At 46.5% G+C, this 15,633-nt stretch carries 14 protein-coding genes and 1 pseudogene; 7 read left to right on the plus strand and 8 right to left on the minus strand.

Annotated elements, in window-relative coordinates:
• Window positions 1–1,084: pseudogene (locus RMO52_RS02240) on the plus strand (phosphoketolase family protein); the annotation flags it as partial.
• Between the two features lie 86 nt (window positions 1,085–1,170).
• Here RMO52_RS02240 and RMO52_RS02245 read toward each other — a convergent pair.
• Window positions 1,171–1,323, minus strand: a complete 153-nt coding sequence (locus RMO52_RS02245) for a hypothetical protein (RefSeq protein ID WP_309742341.1) — start codon at window positions 1,321–1,323, stop codon at window positions 1,171–1,173.
• A 250-nt stretch (window positions 1,324–1,573) separates the two neighbouring features.
• Entirely contained in the window at window positions 1,574–2,563 is a 990-nt protein-coding gene (locus tag RMO52_RS02250) for an aromatic ring-hydroxylating dioxygenase subunit alpha (protein WP_309742342.1), read from the minus strand.
• A 230-nt stretch (window positions 2,564–2,793) separates the two neighbouring features.
• On the opposite strand from RMO52_RS02250, the gene RMO52_RS02255 reads away from it, so the two are divergent.
• The 3 genes from RMO52_RS02255 (at window position 2,794) to RMO52_RS02265 (ending at window position 6,112) form a co-directional block, all read left to right on the plus strand.
• Entirely contained in the window at window positions 2,794–4,116 is a 1,323-nt protein-coding gene (locus tag RMO52_RS02255; protein WP_310410518.1) for a four-carbon acid sugar kinase family protein, read from the plus strand.
• A 282-nt stretch (window positions 4,117–4,398) separates the two neighbouring features.
• Window positions 4,399–5,583 (plus strand): citrate synthase, encoded by a 1,185-nt coding sequence (locus RMO52_RS02260; RefSeq protein ID WP_396134858.1) that lies wholly within the window; start codon window positions 4,399–4,401, stop codon window positions 5,581–5,583.
• Window positions 5,576–6,112: a cofactor assembly of complex C subunit B gene (locus tag RMO52_RS02265; protein WP_309740610.1), complete on the plus strand. Its 537-nt coding sequence runs from the start codon at window positions 5,576–5,578 to the stop codon at window positions 6,110–6,112. The genes RMO52_RS02260 and RMO52_RS02265 overlap by 8 nt, the downstream gene beginning before the upstream one ends.
• A gap of 74 nt (window positions 6,113–6,186) precedes the next feature.
• Here the strand turns inward: RMO52_RS02265 and RMO52_RS02270 are convergent, their stop codons facing one another.
• The gene (locus RMO52_RS02270; protein WP_309740608.1) at window positions 6,187–6,513 is read right to left on the minus strand and encodes a DUF3155 domain-containing protein; all 327 of its coding nucleotides are present in this window, start codon (window positions 6,511–6,513) and stop codon (window positions 6,187–6,189) included.
• Between the two features lie 227 nt (window positions 6,514–6,740).
• On the opposite strand from RMO52_RS02270, the gene RMO52_RS02275 reads away from it, so the two are divergent.
• Window positions 6,741–8,195, plus strand: a complete 1,455-nt coding sequence (locus tag RMO52_RS02275) for a HAMP domain-containing sensor histidine kinase (RefSeq protein WP_309740605.1) — start codon at window positions 6,741–6,743, stop codon at window positions 8,193–8,195.
• 370 nt (window positions 8,196–8,565) lie between these two features.
• Here RMO52_RS02275 and kaiC read toward each other — a convergent pair whose 3' ends face one another.
• The 4 genes from kaiC to ilvN form a co-directional block, all read right to left on the minus strand.
• On the minus strand, window positions 8,566–10,119 hold the full coding sequence (kaiC, locus tag RMO52_RS02280) for a circadian clock protein KaiC (RefSeq protein WP_309740603.1): 1,554 nt from the start codon (window positions 10,117–10,119) through the stop codon (window positions 8,566–8,568).
• Between the two features lie 108 nt (window positions 10,120–10,227).
• The gene (gene kaiB / locus RMO52_RS02285) at window positions 10,228–10,542 is read right to left on the minus strand and encodes a circadian clock protein KaiB (protein ID WP_295617934.1); all 315 of its coding nucleotides are present in this window, start codon (window positions 10,540–10,542) and stop codon (window positions 10,228–10,230) included.
• A gap of 344 nt (window positions 10,543–10,886) precedes the next feature.
• Window positions 10,887–11,795: a circadian clock protein KaiA gene (locus RMO52_RS02290; protein ID WP_309740600.1), complete on the minus strand. Its 909-nt coding sequence runs from the start codon at window positions 11,793–11,795 to the stop codon at window positions 10,887–10,889.
• Between the two features lie 456 nt (window positions 11,796–12,251).
• Window positions 12,252–12,755, minus strand: coding sequence for an acetolactate synthase small subunit (gene ilvN, locus RMO52_RS02295; RefSeq protein ID WP_309740598.1), 504 nt, complete (start codon window positions 12,753–12,755; stop codon window positions 12,252–12,254).
• Between the two features lie 276 nt (window positions 12,756–13,031).
• Between ilvN and RMO52_RS02300 the strand changes: the two genes are divergently transcribed.
• A complete protein-coding gene (locus RMO52_RS02300; protein WP_309740596.1) occupies window positions 13,032–13,382 on the plus strand; it encodes a phospholipid-binding protein in 351 nt (116 codons plus the stop codon).
• 99 nt (window positions 13,383–13,481) lie between these two features.
• On the opposite strand, the gene RMO52_RS02305 is transcribed toward RMO52_RS02300, so the two are convergent.
• Window positions 13,482–14,462 (minus strand): alpha/beta fold hydrolase, encoded by a 981-nt coding sequence (locus RMO52_RS02305; RefSeq protein WP_309740593.1) that lies wholly within the window; start codon window positions 14,460–14,462, stop codon window positions 13,482–13,484.
• A 221-nt stretch (window positions 14,463–14,683) separates the two neighbouring features.
• Here RMO52_RS02305 and infC point away from each other — a divergent pair, with 221 nt between their 5' ends.
• A complete protein-coding gene (infC, locus tag RMO52_RS02310) occupies window positions 14,684–15,229 on the plus strand; it encodes a translation initiation factor IF-3 (protein WP_396134859.1) in 546 nt (181 codons plus the stop codon).
• The last annotated feature ends 404 nt before the right edge of the window (window positions 15,230–15,633 follow it).

A 15,633-nucleotide genomic window follows, 5' to 3' on the forward strand; every position in this document is an offset into this window, starting at 1 on the left:
TGAAGCCACTAAAAAGGTGTGGTGGGGTCAGTACCTGCCGGAAGACGCTGACGGAGCTGAATTAGCTCTCGATGGGCGGGTGATGGAAATTCTCAGCGAGCATACCTTAGAGGGCTGGCTGGAGGGCTATCTGTTGACGGGCCGACATGGTTTATTATCGACTTATGAGGCGTTCGTTCACATTATCGATTCGATGTTCAACCAACATGCGAAGTGGTTGGAAATTTCGCGTAAATTAACGTGGCGGGCGGATATTTCTTCGTTGAATTTGTTGATTACTTCGACGGTGTGGCGACAGGATCATAATGGTTTCAGCCATCAAGATCCGGGCTTTTTAGATGTCGTTGCTAATAAGAGTGCGGAGGTGGTGCGAATTTATTTACCGCCGGATGTGAATTGTTTGCTGGCGATCGCGAATCTATGCTTTAATACCACCAATCAAATTAACGCGATTGTGTCAGACAAGCAGCCTCACCTCCAATATCTGAAGATGGATGAAGCGATCGCGCACTGCACTAAGGGGATTGGGATTTGGGAATGGGCGAGTACCGATCGCGGTGTCGAACCCGATGTTATTATCGCGTGTGCTGGGGATATTCCGACTCAAGAAGCACTCGCGGCTACGGATATTTTACACACTGCATTTCCCGATCTCAAGATTCGATTTATTAATGTCGTCGATCTGCTTGCACTGCAAGCACCACCCGACTATCCGCTCGGTTTGAGCGATCGCGATTTTGATGGTTTATTTACAACCGATAAACCGATTATTTTCAATTTCCACGGTTATCCGTGGTTGATTCATCGCTTGACTTATCGCCGCACCAATCACGATAATTTACACGTACGCGGCTATAAAGAAAAAGGAAATATCAATACCCCGTTAGAATTAGCCATAAATAATCAAATCGATCGGTTTAGCATTGCCATCGATGCGATCGATCGCGTCCCCAAATTACGATCGGCGGGTAGCCACACCAAAGAACAGCTCAAAAATCGTCAAATCGAATGCCGTCAATATGCCTATACTCACGGGATGGATCTACCCGAAGTCTCAAACTGGAACTGGCAAGGCTTAAATTAATTAATAATTAATAATTAATTATTAATTATCCACCAAATTAGGATAGGGGCAGTTTACCTGCTCCTATCCTAATTTTTATACTATATTTAAATCGTCATCATTACTACTGGTTGAATCTGGTGTAAACTCTCGGTTGGATAATTGACACCAGCTTCAAGCACTCTTGGTTGTGGTTTGATTTGGATATTTAAGTATAGTGAGCAGGCGATCGCGATCGCCAAAAATACTTTTTCCATCATACTCACCATTCCTCCTCTATTTACATGCTTATAGCTGCTAATTCGTCTTGATATCCCAATTATGGCATGTATACTGAGAATAACTGTAACCTATGTCACTAAAGTTTAGGATAGGGAATAGGGGATAGGGGATAGGGAATAGGGAATAGAGGGTAAAGAGTAGAGGATAGTGGATAGTGGATAGTGGATAGTGAATAGCGGTAGATAGTTTACCTTTTACCTTTTACCTTTTACCTTTTACCTTTTACCTCTACCCTCTGCCCATTCGCAGTTTACGATATTGCAATTGCAGAGCATCGGCGGCGACGTAAATTTCGGCTTGGAGATCGGTGGGAATTATTTGCGGTTGCTGAGATTCGACGATTGGTTTGTCTTGCTCGAAGATTTTAATAGTGCGATTGTAAGCATCTCGATCTGCCCATTTACCTGTGAAAAAAGTGCGGAAGTTTTGCCATCTACTGACAGTAGTATGTATCTCGATCTTGCCTGGTAAAGTTTGGATTAAGGGTACGTGTGCCGTCCAAATTATCAAGCGTCCAAGGGGTAGATAAACTTCGAGAAATGTTATATTTGGTAAGACAAATCCCGTGCGAGTTTTGATGGGTGCGCGATCGCCTTTGAGTAAAAATCGCCATAAACCTTTGGGCGGTGTGGCGGCGAGACTGACAGTAGCACTTGCGCCGTGGGGATAATGCTCGATCGCTAAGTCGGAAATTTCGGGGAGATCGGGATTACCAAAAGCGCCAGCATGAACGAAGGGTGCATGAGCAAAATCCAAGCCATTTTCGAGGACGCGTTCGTAATTTGCATTCCAATTAAATTCACCCTGAATCGCTCTAAATTCTCCCGATTCTAGTTGGGGAAAGTTGGGCAGCGTGGGTAATTCACTCACCGCATCATCGCCTAAAAATACCCAAATCCAGCCATATTTTTCGCGAACTGGATAGGCAGTCATTTGCGCTTGTTTGGGAATCGTGGCAGTTGGTGAATTTGCCGGGATTTTGACACAAATCCCATCTGGTTGATAGTGCCAGCCGTGATACGGACAGACGATACAATCACCGCTGACAGTGCCCTGCGACAGCGCAGCGCCACGATGGACGCAAGTATTATTCATCGCTTGAATCTGTCCGGTGGTAGTGCGATAGAGGACTAATTCGCGATCGAGGATTTTTAGGAGTTTGGGACTGGTGGAGATAAGATTGCTAAACTCGACGGCATACCAACAATTTTTAAACATGTGATTGACTTCAATTTGGAGGCAGAAATCGCTAATAATTGGACGTTCGGGCAAAAGGTAGCAAAAGTCACTTTTTAGCCGCTGAATAACTAAAAATTGAGTAGTTAAATTCTAAACTCGATCGAGATTGTGGCGAGCGGGTTAGTAGTTTTGACCGCGATGTGGATCGGTCAACAAGTTAGCGATATTATTGAGGACACAGGCAAACATCTTCAGATCGCCAACTAACTATGACTAGTCAACCCAAAATCATTGTCCTCGATGACGACCCCACTGGGTCGCAAACAGTGCATAGTTGTCTGCTTTTAACCCAGTGGGACGTGCCAACATTGAAACTCGGGTTGACTGATACCGTGCCGATTTTCTTTGTTTTGACTAATACGCGGGCGCTGACACCCACTCAAGCCGCCGCCGTTACCCAAGAAGTGTGTCGCAATTTAAAGATCGCCCTCGCCGAACTAAACCTGACTGACTTTTTAGTCGTGAGTCGATCGGATTCTACCCTACGCGGACACTACCCGATCGAGACGGATGTCATTGCCGCCCAATTGGGTAGTTTTGACGCGCACTTCTTGATGCCTGCCTTTTTTGAAGGGGGTAGGATTACCCGCGATAGTATCCATTATCTGATCGTCGATGGGGTCGAAACTCCCGTCCATAAAACTGAGTTTGCGCGGGATTCGGTCTTTGCTTACAGTCATAGTTATTTGCCCGATTATGTTGCCGAAAAAACTCACGGTCAGATTCCCGCCGATCGCGTGGTACAATTCTTACTCGCTGAAGTTCGTAATGGTAGTCTCGATCGCTTGATGCAATTAGAGCGCAATCGGTGTTGTGTGGTCGATGGCGAGCAGCAATCCGATTTCGACAGGTTTGCGACAGATATCCTCGCCGCCGTCAGTCAGGGCAAAAAGTTCCTGTTCCGCAGTGGGGCGAGTATTCTCACGTCTCTAGCCAATTTAGGCCCCCAACCGATTCCCGCCACGGAGATGTCCAAATACGTCCGCGATGGCAAACCGGGCGCAATCATCGTCGGCTCACATGTCCAAAAAACTACCGACCAATTAACCCAGCTCCTCCAAGCTCCAGGAATCGTTGGTGTCGAAATCGATGTCTCGCAACTCGTCGCCGAAAATGCCGCGATGAGAGCTGGGCTACTAGCATCGATCTTGGAGCAAATTCGCACTATCCACGCCGCTGGCAATACCCCAGCGATTTACACCAGTCGTCAAGAACTCACCTTCGATAGCATTCAAGCCCGCCTCCAATTTGGCGAAGCAGTCTCCGCGCTGCTAATGGATGTGATTCGCTCATCTCCGCCCGATCTAGGCTTTTTGATTAGCAAAGGCGGGATCACCTCCAATGACACCCTCAGCAAGGGTTTAGCCCTCTCTACAGCCCGATCGATCGGTCAGATCCTCCCCGGATGTTCGGCAATCGTTACCCCCGCCAATCATCCCCAATTCCCCGATCTCCCCGTCATCCTCTTCCCCGGCAATGTCGGCGACGCCGATGCCTTGGCGACCGCTTATTTGCGATTGGTTGGAAGATAGATGGGAGATGGGGGATGGGGGATGGGGGAGGTAACAGGTAACAGGTAAGAGGTAAAAGGTAAGAGGTAAAAGGTAAGAGGTAAGAGGTAAGAGGTAAGGGGTAATGATTAATCACCAAGCTATCTAGCACTATTCACTATCCATTACCCACTATCCACTATCCACTATCCACTATCCACTCCCATCTCCCATCTCCCATCTCCCATCTATCCCCTACCCCCTAACAAGGTATTATTATTGATACCAGCAAATCAAACACAACTGAGCTAATTCATAAATGTTATGACAGAAGGCGATCGCAAACCTGAATACAGACCTGGATTAGAAGGAGTTCCTGCTGCCAAATCGAGTATTAGTTATGTTGGGATTCAAACTAACGATCTGGGTGAGCGAGAAGGTGTCTTAGAATATCGCAGTATTCCCATCCAAGCTCTCGCCGAACACAGCAACTTTGTCGAAACAGCTTTCTTGCTAATTTGGGGGAGACTACCGACTCACGCCGAGCTAGACAAATTTTCGACCGAGATTTATTCCCATCGCCGGATCAAGTATCGGATTAAAGACATGATGAAATGTTTTCCCGAAACCGGACATCCGATGGATGCGCTGCAAGCCTCTGCCGCTGCGTTGGGATTATTTTATTCGCGCCATACCTTACCCAATCCTGAATACGTCGGTCAAGCCATCATTAGATTGCTCGCCAAAATTCCGACGATGGTAGCCGCATTTCAACTGATGCGAAAAGGGAACGATCCCGTCATGCCCCGTGACGATCTCGACTATGCTGCCAACTTTCTGTATATGTTGACAGAAAAAGAGCCAGATCCGATCGTCGCTAAAGTCATGGATGTCTGTTTGATTCTCCATGCCGAACATACGATGAATGCGTCTACTTTTTCCGCGCGGGTGACAGCTTCGACGCTCGCAGATCCTTATACGGTGATTGCTTCGTCTGTCGGCACCCTCGCTGGCCCGCTGCATGGCGGCGCTAATGAAGAAACACTGCTGATGTTGGAGAAGATCGGTACGGTCGCCAATGTTCGTCCCTATGTCGAGCAATGTTTAAAGTTAGATCCCAAGCATAAGTTTATGGGATTCGGGCATCGTGTTTACAAAGGCGTCAAAGATCCTCGGGCGATTATTCTCCAAAATTTAGCCGAACAATTATTTCAAAAATTTGGCTACGATCCTTACTATGACATTGCCTTGGAATTAGAGCGCGTCTTGGAAGAGTATTTGGGCGGGCGCGGCATTTATCCCAATGTCGATTATTATTCGGGCTTGGTGTACCGTAAGATGGGCATCCCCACCGATTTGTTTACGCCCGTGTTTGCGATTGCCCGTGTAGCTGGCTGGTTGGCGCATTGGAACGAACAACTGCAAGAAAATCGGATCTTTCGGCCTACCCAAATCTACACCGGATCGCATCAGCAACCTTATATCGCGATCGACAATAGACATGAATAATCCCGTCCTCACTTCCACCTTTATCCTCACCCTCCTTTTGGCTGTCGGATTGTTCTTCTTTATTCGGGCTTCGACTAAAGATCGCATCGAGCAAATGGTACTAGAATCCACCGATTCGGAAGCCGTCTTATTACCCCGCCTCGATGCCTATTTTACCGAGCGTGCCTACCGGATTGCGGCTGTGGAGGCAGATACTGACATCGTGACGTTTGAGGGTGTGGTGCGCCCGAGCATCTTCTTGACAGTGCTGCTGACGAGTTTGGCGGCAATCGGGGCGCTGTGCCTGTCATTAGTATTTTCGATGCTCTTTCCCGACGCTGGCAATGGCTTATGGTTATTGCTGGGATTTGCCCCCTTAGCGGGCTGGTTTTACTGGCAAGGATCGTCGCGTACCGAGCAAGTCCGCCTCAAAGTCGAAGCTCTCACCGATGCGCCAGCAGCCACGACGATTAAAATTAGCGGACATCGGGATGAACTGGCAGTATTTCAAGAAGCGCTGCAATTAAGTGTCCGCGAAGATATAAAATAGAAAAGCACTCCAAGGCGATCGCGTTGGAGTGCTCGATTGTCAAAATAGAGATGTTTGTTTCAGAAAGTCAGTAATTAGTAAGTACTGCTGCCAACAGTGACTAGTTGCTGACTTTCTGTTTCCGGCTCTAGCGATCGTAAACTGGGGAATAAGAAATGGTTTTCTTCGACGTATTGTGCGCCAAATAGACCTTTTTCTGCCCAGAAATATCGATCGGTCGTATGTTCGTTGCGTTTTACCAGCAGCAGAGCTGGTGGCGCGATCCCTTCAGACAAGATGTATTTACGTGCGGCAGTAACAGGTTTATCTTCGCCACTTTCAATGCTGAACTGTGGCACCTGCTCTAAAATTCTCCGCCCTTCTTGACGTCTCCGACTTTTCCGTTTGCGTCTTCTAGCCAACCGCCTTACCTCCTCTTTAGTGCAGACAGATGTAATGTCTGTTACAAAAGCCGTCGCTATTCTATCCGCTTCATTCCAAAAACTCAACCCCCCGGTAAATTGGCCTCTAATCTCCTCAAAGCCAGCAATATAAAGAAAAAATAAAGCTCACTCGGTCATTTAGCGATCGCAAATTTTAATAATTGTCATAAATCTTAATTTAGTTAGGAGTTGGACTTCCGACAAAATTGGCTGCTGTCGCCAAATTAGGCCGATCGTGCCAAAATGAATTAACAGCAACTACCAATCATCAGCAACTACCGATCGTGTCTACCGCTGCGAGTTCTGAATTCATGGCTTTGTGTCGCGCCCAGTTACGACTGTTAGGCGAAGGATTGGGGGCGACTGCGAGTATTGTCTACATGACCGAGGAATTAGAAGATGGTGGGGAATCAAAGTTATTGCCAGTGGTGATGTATCCCGAAACCGAAGTGGTCTGGTCGGAAACGATCCAGCTTGCAGATCGATCGTACATGGCGCCTCCAGTTGGCACCCACAGCGGCGCTAATGGTACGGCAAGTACATTTCCCAGTTATGCCTCCCCGCAACTCGCCAGCACCGTAGATGCGCGAATTACGACACTAGCACCATCATCACTAGCCGCGCTCGATACCGATACCAACCGTCATCAGGTTTTGTTACCCCTAGTCTCAGACGGGACGATTTTGGGATTGCTGGTGACGACGCGGGACACTCAGCCGTGGAATTCTACCGAGCAAACTGAAATTCAACATATCGCTCAAACGATCGCTTTTGCTGGTATTCTCGATCGCAAGCAAATTTGGCTGGCACAACAACTCAAACAACAGCAACAATTACAATCTCAACAGCAAGATCTCTTGCACAATTTACTGCATCAACTTCGCAATCCCTTGACGGCAATTCGGACATTTGGCAAACTATTAATCAAACGTCTAAACTTAGAAGATCCCCATCGGGGCTTTGCAAATAGTATCGTCCGCGAAAGCGATCGGCTACAAGAATTATTACAACATTTAGAGAAAGCGATCGATATCCCGGCAATTTCAAATAATGGCGATCTCTTAAAACCACTACCCGCAGGTGAAGATCGCAGTCTAACTCAAAGCGCCAATTTACTACTTCCCGATGCCGCTTTTCGGATCGAATCTTGTCAAATTACCGATGTCCTCGATCCTTTAATTATATCTGCTGAAGCGATTGCCCAAGAACGAAACTTAAGTTTTTATACTCACATTCCCCGCGATTTACCGTTAGTTCAAGCTCATCCCGCAGCATTACGTGAAGTGTTGAGCAATCTCATTGATAATGCGTTGAAATATACACCCGCAGGCGGAGAAGTCGATATAGATATAGAAGTGATAAATATTGGAGGAGATCTGCAAAATATTGACTCACCACCACTAACTATTCCCACTCGATCTAGTCTCCAAATTTGTATTCGGGATACCGGAGTTGGAATTCCCGATCGAGATTTGGAGCGGTTATTTACGCGTCATTATCGGGGCGTTCAAGCTCAAGGAAGTATCGCCGGAACTGGCTTAGGTCTCGCGATCGCCAAAGAATTGGTGACGCATATGGATGGTAAAATTGCAGTCACTAGCCCCCCACCAGGTAGCGATTGCGGTACGGAATTTATCCTCTGGTTGCAATTAGTGAATTAGGTTTTAGACTTTAGACTTTAGCGGATGCGCGCTCCTCGGGTTTCCCGAGGGTTTAGCGCACCAAGCAGGCTTTAGACTTTAGGGAATAAAATCCCCTCCTTGGAGCTACCGTGTATACACAAGTCTGAAACTCTAGTAAAATCTCAGTTTGTTTGCCCCCCAACCCCCAATTCTGGGGGAGCTAGTCTCTAGAAAGTCCCCCAGAATTGGGGGATTTAGGGGGCAAGTAAGCTAGAAACGAAGCCAGCTAGACTTGTGTGTACACGGTAGCTCCTTGGAGGGGTGCCCGACAGGGCGGGGTGGGTAGATCTCCGCATCTCTCCGTCCCCCCGTCCCCGGTCAGTGAGCGATAGCCGAACTGCCCATCTCCCTACTCATTAGATTTATCGCTAACTGCACGCACGATCCGTGAAAGTTCGTATTTTTCATCTACTGTAATGCGACTGGGCGAACCACTGATGATTCCTTCATAGTTACGGAACGAATCTTTGATTTCGGCACCATCTTTACTAATTGTATATTCATGAATACCTTTATCGTGCCAAGAACCGCGCATCTTAAACACATTAAGTGCTCTTGCCATTTCGCCCCGAATCTCGACATATTGCAGCATCAAAATTGTATCGGTAATCGTCGAAATGTGCGAGTCAGTGATCGAATTAGCTCCCATAAATTGGTCGGAAGTATTCGTAAAAAATCCGGTAATCTCTTCTTGCTTAGCATAGCCAGTTACGCCGATAACAAATTGCCTGAACGAGTTATTACTAACTCCCCGCGCTAGGGCTGAAAGCGAATCGATCGCAATTCGATCGGGTTTAAAGTCGGCAATCTCTGACTTAATTGTTTGGAGATGATCTTCGAGTCCGGCAGACTCTGGATAGGTACACAAAATCTTAAGCAAGCCCTGTTTTTCCAGTTCCTCAAGATCGATTCCCCAGGAAGAAGCATTCCGCGATAATTGCGCTCTAGACTCTTCATAAGCAAACAAGATTGCCCGCTCTCCCGCCAAACAAGCTTCTTGAATAAATTTACTAACTAAGAGCGTTTTTCCCGTACCAGTGGCTCCAGTTGCCAGAATGATTGAATCTTTGAAATAGCCGCCACCGCACATTGTATCCAAGGCTTTGACACCAGATGATACTCGCACGTTGGAAGACTTCTGGGTGAGCCGCATTGCCCCCAATGGGAAGATATTAATACCGTGGTTAGTGATGGTAAAGGGATACTCACCCTTCATATGGGTGGTACCCCTAAGCTTGAGGATCTCAATCGTCCGGCGGCGACGTTCGCCTTCGAGGACATTTCGGACGATCGCGACGTTATCCGAGACGAATTCTTCCACTCCAAATCTTGCGACAGGGCCGTATTCTTCCACGCGCTCGGTCGTCATAATTGTAGTGGCACCCATTTGTTTGAGCCGTGCCACTAGCCGGAAAATCTCGCGTCTCACTACCGATGCTGCGTCATATTGTTGAAAGATCGCCGTGACAGAATCGATCGAGACTCGTTTGGCTTTATATTTGGTAAAGGCATATTGAATCCGCTCGATCAGTGCTGAAAGATCGAAATTCCCGACTACTTCTTGACCTTCTGGATCTGGAGACGCATCGAGGATAAATAACTTCCCATCATCGATCGATTGTTGGAGATCCCAACCAAAACTATGAGCGTTTTTGATGATATCAGCGGGTGATTCCTCGAAAGTTACAAAGATGCCAGGTTCGTCAAAATAGTGAATTCCATTGTAGACAAATTGAACGGCTAACATCGTTTTACCCGTTCCTGATGTCCCACTGAGGATCGTCGTTCTCCCAGTAGGTAATCCACCGTGCGAGATATCGTCGAACCCCTCGATCATCGTGCGAATCTTCTGCACGCCAAGGGGATTTACTGGTAATTCTAACAATTGATTCGTACTGGTCATTGCTGAGATTGGAAATGTTTCTAACTAAACAACTAATTCAACTTAATAACTCGTTAGTATAGCTCGATCGCGGTAATTGACTTTTAAATTGATGTCAAGATTGCCAATCTAAAAGTCACCGTCACGCTCTGATAGCTCTTCATAGAGGAGGTCTAGACCGATTAACACTTTTTCGCGATCGGACAGATCGCCAATGATTTTTCGCACTGGCGGTGGTAAAACCTTTGATAATGTGGGAGTCGCAAGGATTTTATCTTCTTCTGCTAATTGGGGATTTTTAAGTACATCGATTACTTTCAGAGCATATACGCCCTTAAACTCTTCTTCTAAGATATTCTTGAGAGTTCGTAATGCCCTCACTGAGTTAGGTGTATTGCCCGCAACATACAGCTTTAAGACATAAGTTTTCATTAATGGAGGCATAGTTTAAATTATTAACACTCGTTAGGAATTATTCAAGTTAATTACTAGTAGGTAACGATCGTCAGAGTATTCTTAGTATATCTACCGCCTGATTGTCCTCGATCGATGGTGGCCGATCGCTACTCTGTTGATGACGAGGGACTTAGGTGCTAGGATTGCAAAGCTGTAGCTACTATCGATATCGGAGATTGAGTTGCAGCGGATCTTGAATTAAGCAGAGCTTCTATCCCCAAGTGATGGGAAATAATGCCCATCACAATGATGGCATCGATCGGTAACTACAACCCAAAGTTTTCGCCAGCCAGCAAGAGCTACTCGAACAATGCGCTTGCCAAGCAGCATGACTACATCTCTCGCGGTACCGATCTGCGGTACATCTCACATAGATGGGCAATAATATCAATCAGCGTCAGGCGGTACTCTAGCAAAACCTCCTCGCTACGTCCTTCCAATTTTAACTGGTCTGAGAATTCTTCCATCAATTCCATGTGAATCTTGACAATTTCCGAAACCGCTAGATCTTGAAAAAAGACTCCACTGACGAATTCATCGATACTTTCATCGATCTGGCGGCTATCGGCAAAATATTCGAGGACGATCTTCCGGTACTGTTGTTTTAATCGATCGAGCAGTTCTTGCTTCTGTTGGCGATCGAGATACCGAAAAAACTGGCTGGGGTTCCGTTTGTAATATATGGCTAGATATCCTAACCGTTCGTCGAGCTTTTCTGAGAGACGGCGTTGTTGTTGAAGCAAAAAGCTGGTTGCTGGGATCTCAAGCTGGGTGTGAGTTACGGATGGCTGAACACTCGCGGATCTCGACACGATTGGTGTTAAATTTAAGAACTTGGCAATGGCTTTATCGATAGCGGCTCCAATACCCGCTAGCTCTGTGACTGCCAAAATGACTTCAGATGGCTGATAGATATAGCTACGGGACGACAAATCGATCGGCGCAATCGGCGGATGAGCAGTTACATCACTAACAGAGCTAGGCGAAGTCAATCGATGCACGATCGCGACTGGCAAAATTAAACCCCGATCGTAAAGATAATTAATTGCTGGCAACAATTGCTGCTCGGAATAGAACACCAAGCAATCGAGATCGTGCTTGACAAGTTCTACATGTGCTAAGAACTCTGCTCGATCGGTAAAATAACGCACCGTATAACGTTCGGTACTCAAATACCGATTCAGTAACGGACACAGATCTGTTGAATCTGCTAAAACTGCAATAGTGAGAGAACCAGACAAAATAATTTGTACTCGCCAAAGGTGCGAACATTTAGCTATGGCAGATCGATCGAGGTATCAGTCAGCAAGTTATGGCGTTTTTACTCACCCAACAAGGTCTGACGCGACTGGTGTTGAGTAGCGATCGCCAATGATGTTATTTTTGCAACGCAACCATTAATAACAATGAGTACGCTTTTACAAATAAACTTAATATTTATTTCATAATCATATCATGGGCAGCCCCCAATCGCATCATCATCGCGAACGGGGGGCGATTGAGCGACTGGAAGAGTTACTACCGATCGGTACCCCTCCTCAGAGGGTGTCTGAAAAGGCTTTTCGGTGTGAATCAGATATCTAAATCCCCCTTAAAAAGGGGGACTTTAAAGCCCCCTTTTTAAGGGGGTTGGGGGATTTACCCCCTATAAGCGAAGCAATCAGACTTTTCAGACATCCTCTTATAGCTAACATTTTTTACAACTTCAAATATTCGGTATTAACTTTAGATTCCCTAGATAGAGCCACCTTGCCAGTCCGGGCAATCTCTCTGATCCCAAATTTTTGGAGGACTTGAACGATCGCGACGATTTTACCTGGATCGCCCACTACCTCTAGTGTCAGCGCATCTTCAGCGACATCGACCACCCGCGCTCTAAAAATATTGGCAAGTTCGATAATTTCCGAGCGATGGGTGCTACTCGCATTGACCTTGAGCAGCATCAATTCGCGTTCTACACAGGGAACATCCGTTAGATCTGAGACCTTAAGGATGTTTACCAGCTTGTACAACTGTTTGGTCAATTGCTCGATCGTCTGCTCGTCACCATTAATTACCATTGTCACCCGCGATCGACCTTCTTGTTCGGCTGGGCCAACAGCTAGACTTTCGATATTAAAGCCCCTCCGGGCAAACAATCCCGCAATCCGAGTCAGTACGCCAGCTTCATCTTCAACCAAAACAGACAGGGTGTGTTTCATAATTAGGGAATAGGGGATAGGGGATAGGGGGTAAAGGGTAGCAGTTAGGGAATAGGTACTAAGTATCTTAGTGCAAAAGCCTACAGCCTAAAACCAAAAACAAAAAACCTAAAGCCCAAAACCTAAAGCCTAAAGCCTAATTCAGCTCCAGCATTATATTCTCCCACAATTGTCGATCGTCACAATCTTAAAAAAATTGTAATCATCCTCGCCTTTACTCACAAATACGCTACATAATGATGAGGATTTATTTTTTTTAGATGGAGTCTTGCAATCATGGGTTTCTTACAAAAAATGTTTGGCATGGAAAAACCAGCAAATGCCGAAGTTAATCCTACTCCCGCTCCAGAAGCAACAGATCCTGAAACTGGGGGCGAAGTTGCTCCAGAACGCGTTGGTCTCAACGGCGAATACGACCAAAGTGGTCTTGCCAAACGGGTCGCGCTGGCTTTTGATGGTGATGCCGAGGTAACTGATGTAGAAGGTCTCTGGGTCGCTCAAACTGGTAGTAGTGTCGTCCTCAAAGGTGCGGTTCCCAGTCAAGAAATTCTCGACAAAATGGTCGAGTTAGCCAGCGGTGTTTCTGGTACCACTGATGTTAGCATCGACCAAGTGACGATCGGCTAGGGAGCCGAACATTAACTAATTCTGACTTAACGCCACTCTTGCCAATCTCCAGGCAATAGCAGCACAACACAGCCTGTATTGTGCTTTGCTATTGCGGCGCTAATTAATTTCGGCACTGAGGATAGATGCGGTCGGAGCCATATTCTGGACACTACCTTCAAGACTTGGCTCTACTGCCATCGATATAGTTGAAAGTGCATCTAGCCAACTGCGAATCTCTTGATTGACGACATCGGGAACTTCGTCGTGAGCGCAGTGTCCAGCGGCATCGAGATTGACTAATTCCAACAAGGGATTCAGTTTTAGCAATATCCCCGCAGTTCCAAGCGGAATCATCCGATCCTCGCGACCCCATAGCAACAGCATCGGGATGTTCATGTGGGGTAAAAGCTGCCGAATATTTGGTGAGAAAGTGCTACTAGTCATCCCCTGCATAATCTTCACAAATGCGGCGGGGGCTTCAACTTCGCGTGCTGGCGTCAGAAATATCTCGATTAATTCATCGGTGACTCGATCTGGATTAGCGTAAGCGATTTTTGCCCATTTTTTAGCAACTTTAGGCCGACTGACTACCCGAAATAATCCACGTAGTAGCGGCGGATTTAAAATTACCCGCTTGACCCCATTTACCAGTGGTTGGAGCGCTCGGGGAATTAATTCCTGCTCGGCAGAAAGATCGGGCAGACTGACCATCACTAAACTCTCGGCCATCTGCGGATGTCTGGCGGCTGCGACCAATGCCACCAACGACCCGATCGAATTACCGACTACCACCATTGGCTGACCGACAAACGTCTGCCAAAAATCATAAACTTGATCGACCCACAAGTCGATATCGTAGCGGACATTGGGTTTGCGCGAGCCACCCCAGCCGACTAAATCGACACCATATACCGTCCGATCTGCGGTCAAAAATTCGAGATTGTGTTGCCAATGCCCGATCGATGCTCCAAACCCATGCAGCAATAATACCGGAGCTTTATCTAATTCATGCTGACTGCGCTGATAAGTATAACGGGTCTGCCAACCTCGCCATACCCAGTCACGCTGATTTCCTACCTTCTGATGCCAAGCTTGCACGCCACACTCTCCTATCTGACCGATCGATCCCTATTACCCTAAAAGGGTCATCTTAAGCTTAAAAAATATTAAACTTTAGCCCAGATTCTCTAGATTTGGGTAAAATATAGTATAAGCAACTAGATAACTTCAGCTATTTTAGTTTAGACCGATTTTACAGGTAGCTGTAACTGAGGATAACCATACCACTTACCCATTACCCACCCGAAACTGCCATAGCTATTAAATCACCCATCATCGAAAAAAGACGCACCCGCGATCTTCCGCAGATTAACGAACGCATCCGGTTTCCCCAAATTCGCGTCATTGGTACCGATGGCGAGCAATTAGGAATTCTTACGCCTCAAGAAGCCCAGGGCATCGCCGATGAGAATGGATTGGATCTAGTCCTAGTCAGCGACAAAGCCGACCCACCCGTGTGCCGCATTATGGACTACGGGAAATACAAGTTTGAACTCGAAAAGAAAGCTCGCGAAGCGAAGAAGAAGCAACATACTGCCGAACTTAAAGAAGTCAAAATGCGCTACACGATCGAGGAACATGACTACCAAGTACGGGTCAGTCAAGCCGATCGTTTTATCAAGTCTGGCGATAAAGTCAAAGCAACTATTACTTTTCGCGGTCGGGAGATCCAACATAGCGATCTCGCCGAAAAAGTGCTCAAACGCATGGCAGACGATCTCAAGGAAATTGCCGAAGTTCAGCAATTCCCTAAAAAAGAGGGTCGGAATATGATGATGATCCTATCTCCCAAAAAAGTTGGCTAGATCGGGACTCCACTTTTGTGGGTGCGAATCGATCGGCTAAAGTACAATCAAAGTATTACGGTAAGTTAACAAAAAACAATATTTTACAATTTTTGACTTTAGGCAGTTAGACTCAGCATCTAGCTGCCTTTTTCAGACGCCACAACCGTTGTGGTTGTATAGATCCCCCTCGATGGTACTCATATAAAATAGTCTTATGACGATCGTCAAAAGATCCGAACCAAAACTATTACACTTGCTGATATAGTTATTTTTAACAAGAAACGTCAACTGGTTCCTGAAGGTTAGGAAATTTATGGCTTACGCGCAAACTCAAACTCAGGCAAAATCTGGGTACAAGGCTGGAGTACAAGACTACCGTCTAACTTATTACACGCCAGACTATACTCCCAAAGATACAGACT

The sequence above is a fragment of the Chamaesiphon sp. OTE_8_metabat_110 genome, assembly GCF_031382685.1.
In the GTDB taxonomy this organism is placed as follows: domain Bacteria; phylum Cyanobacteriota; class Cyanobacteriia; order Cyanobacteriales; family Chamaesiphonaceae; genus Chamaesiphon.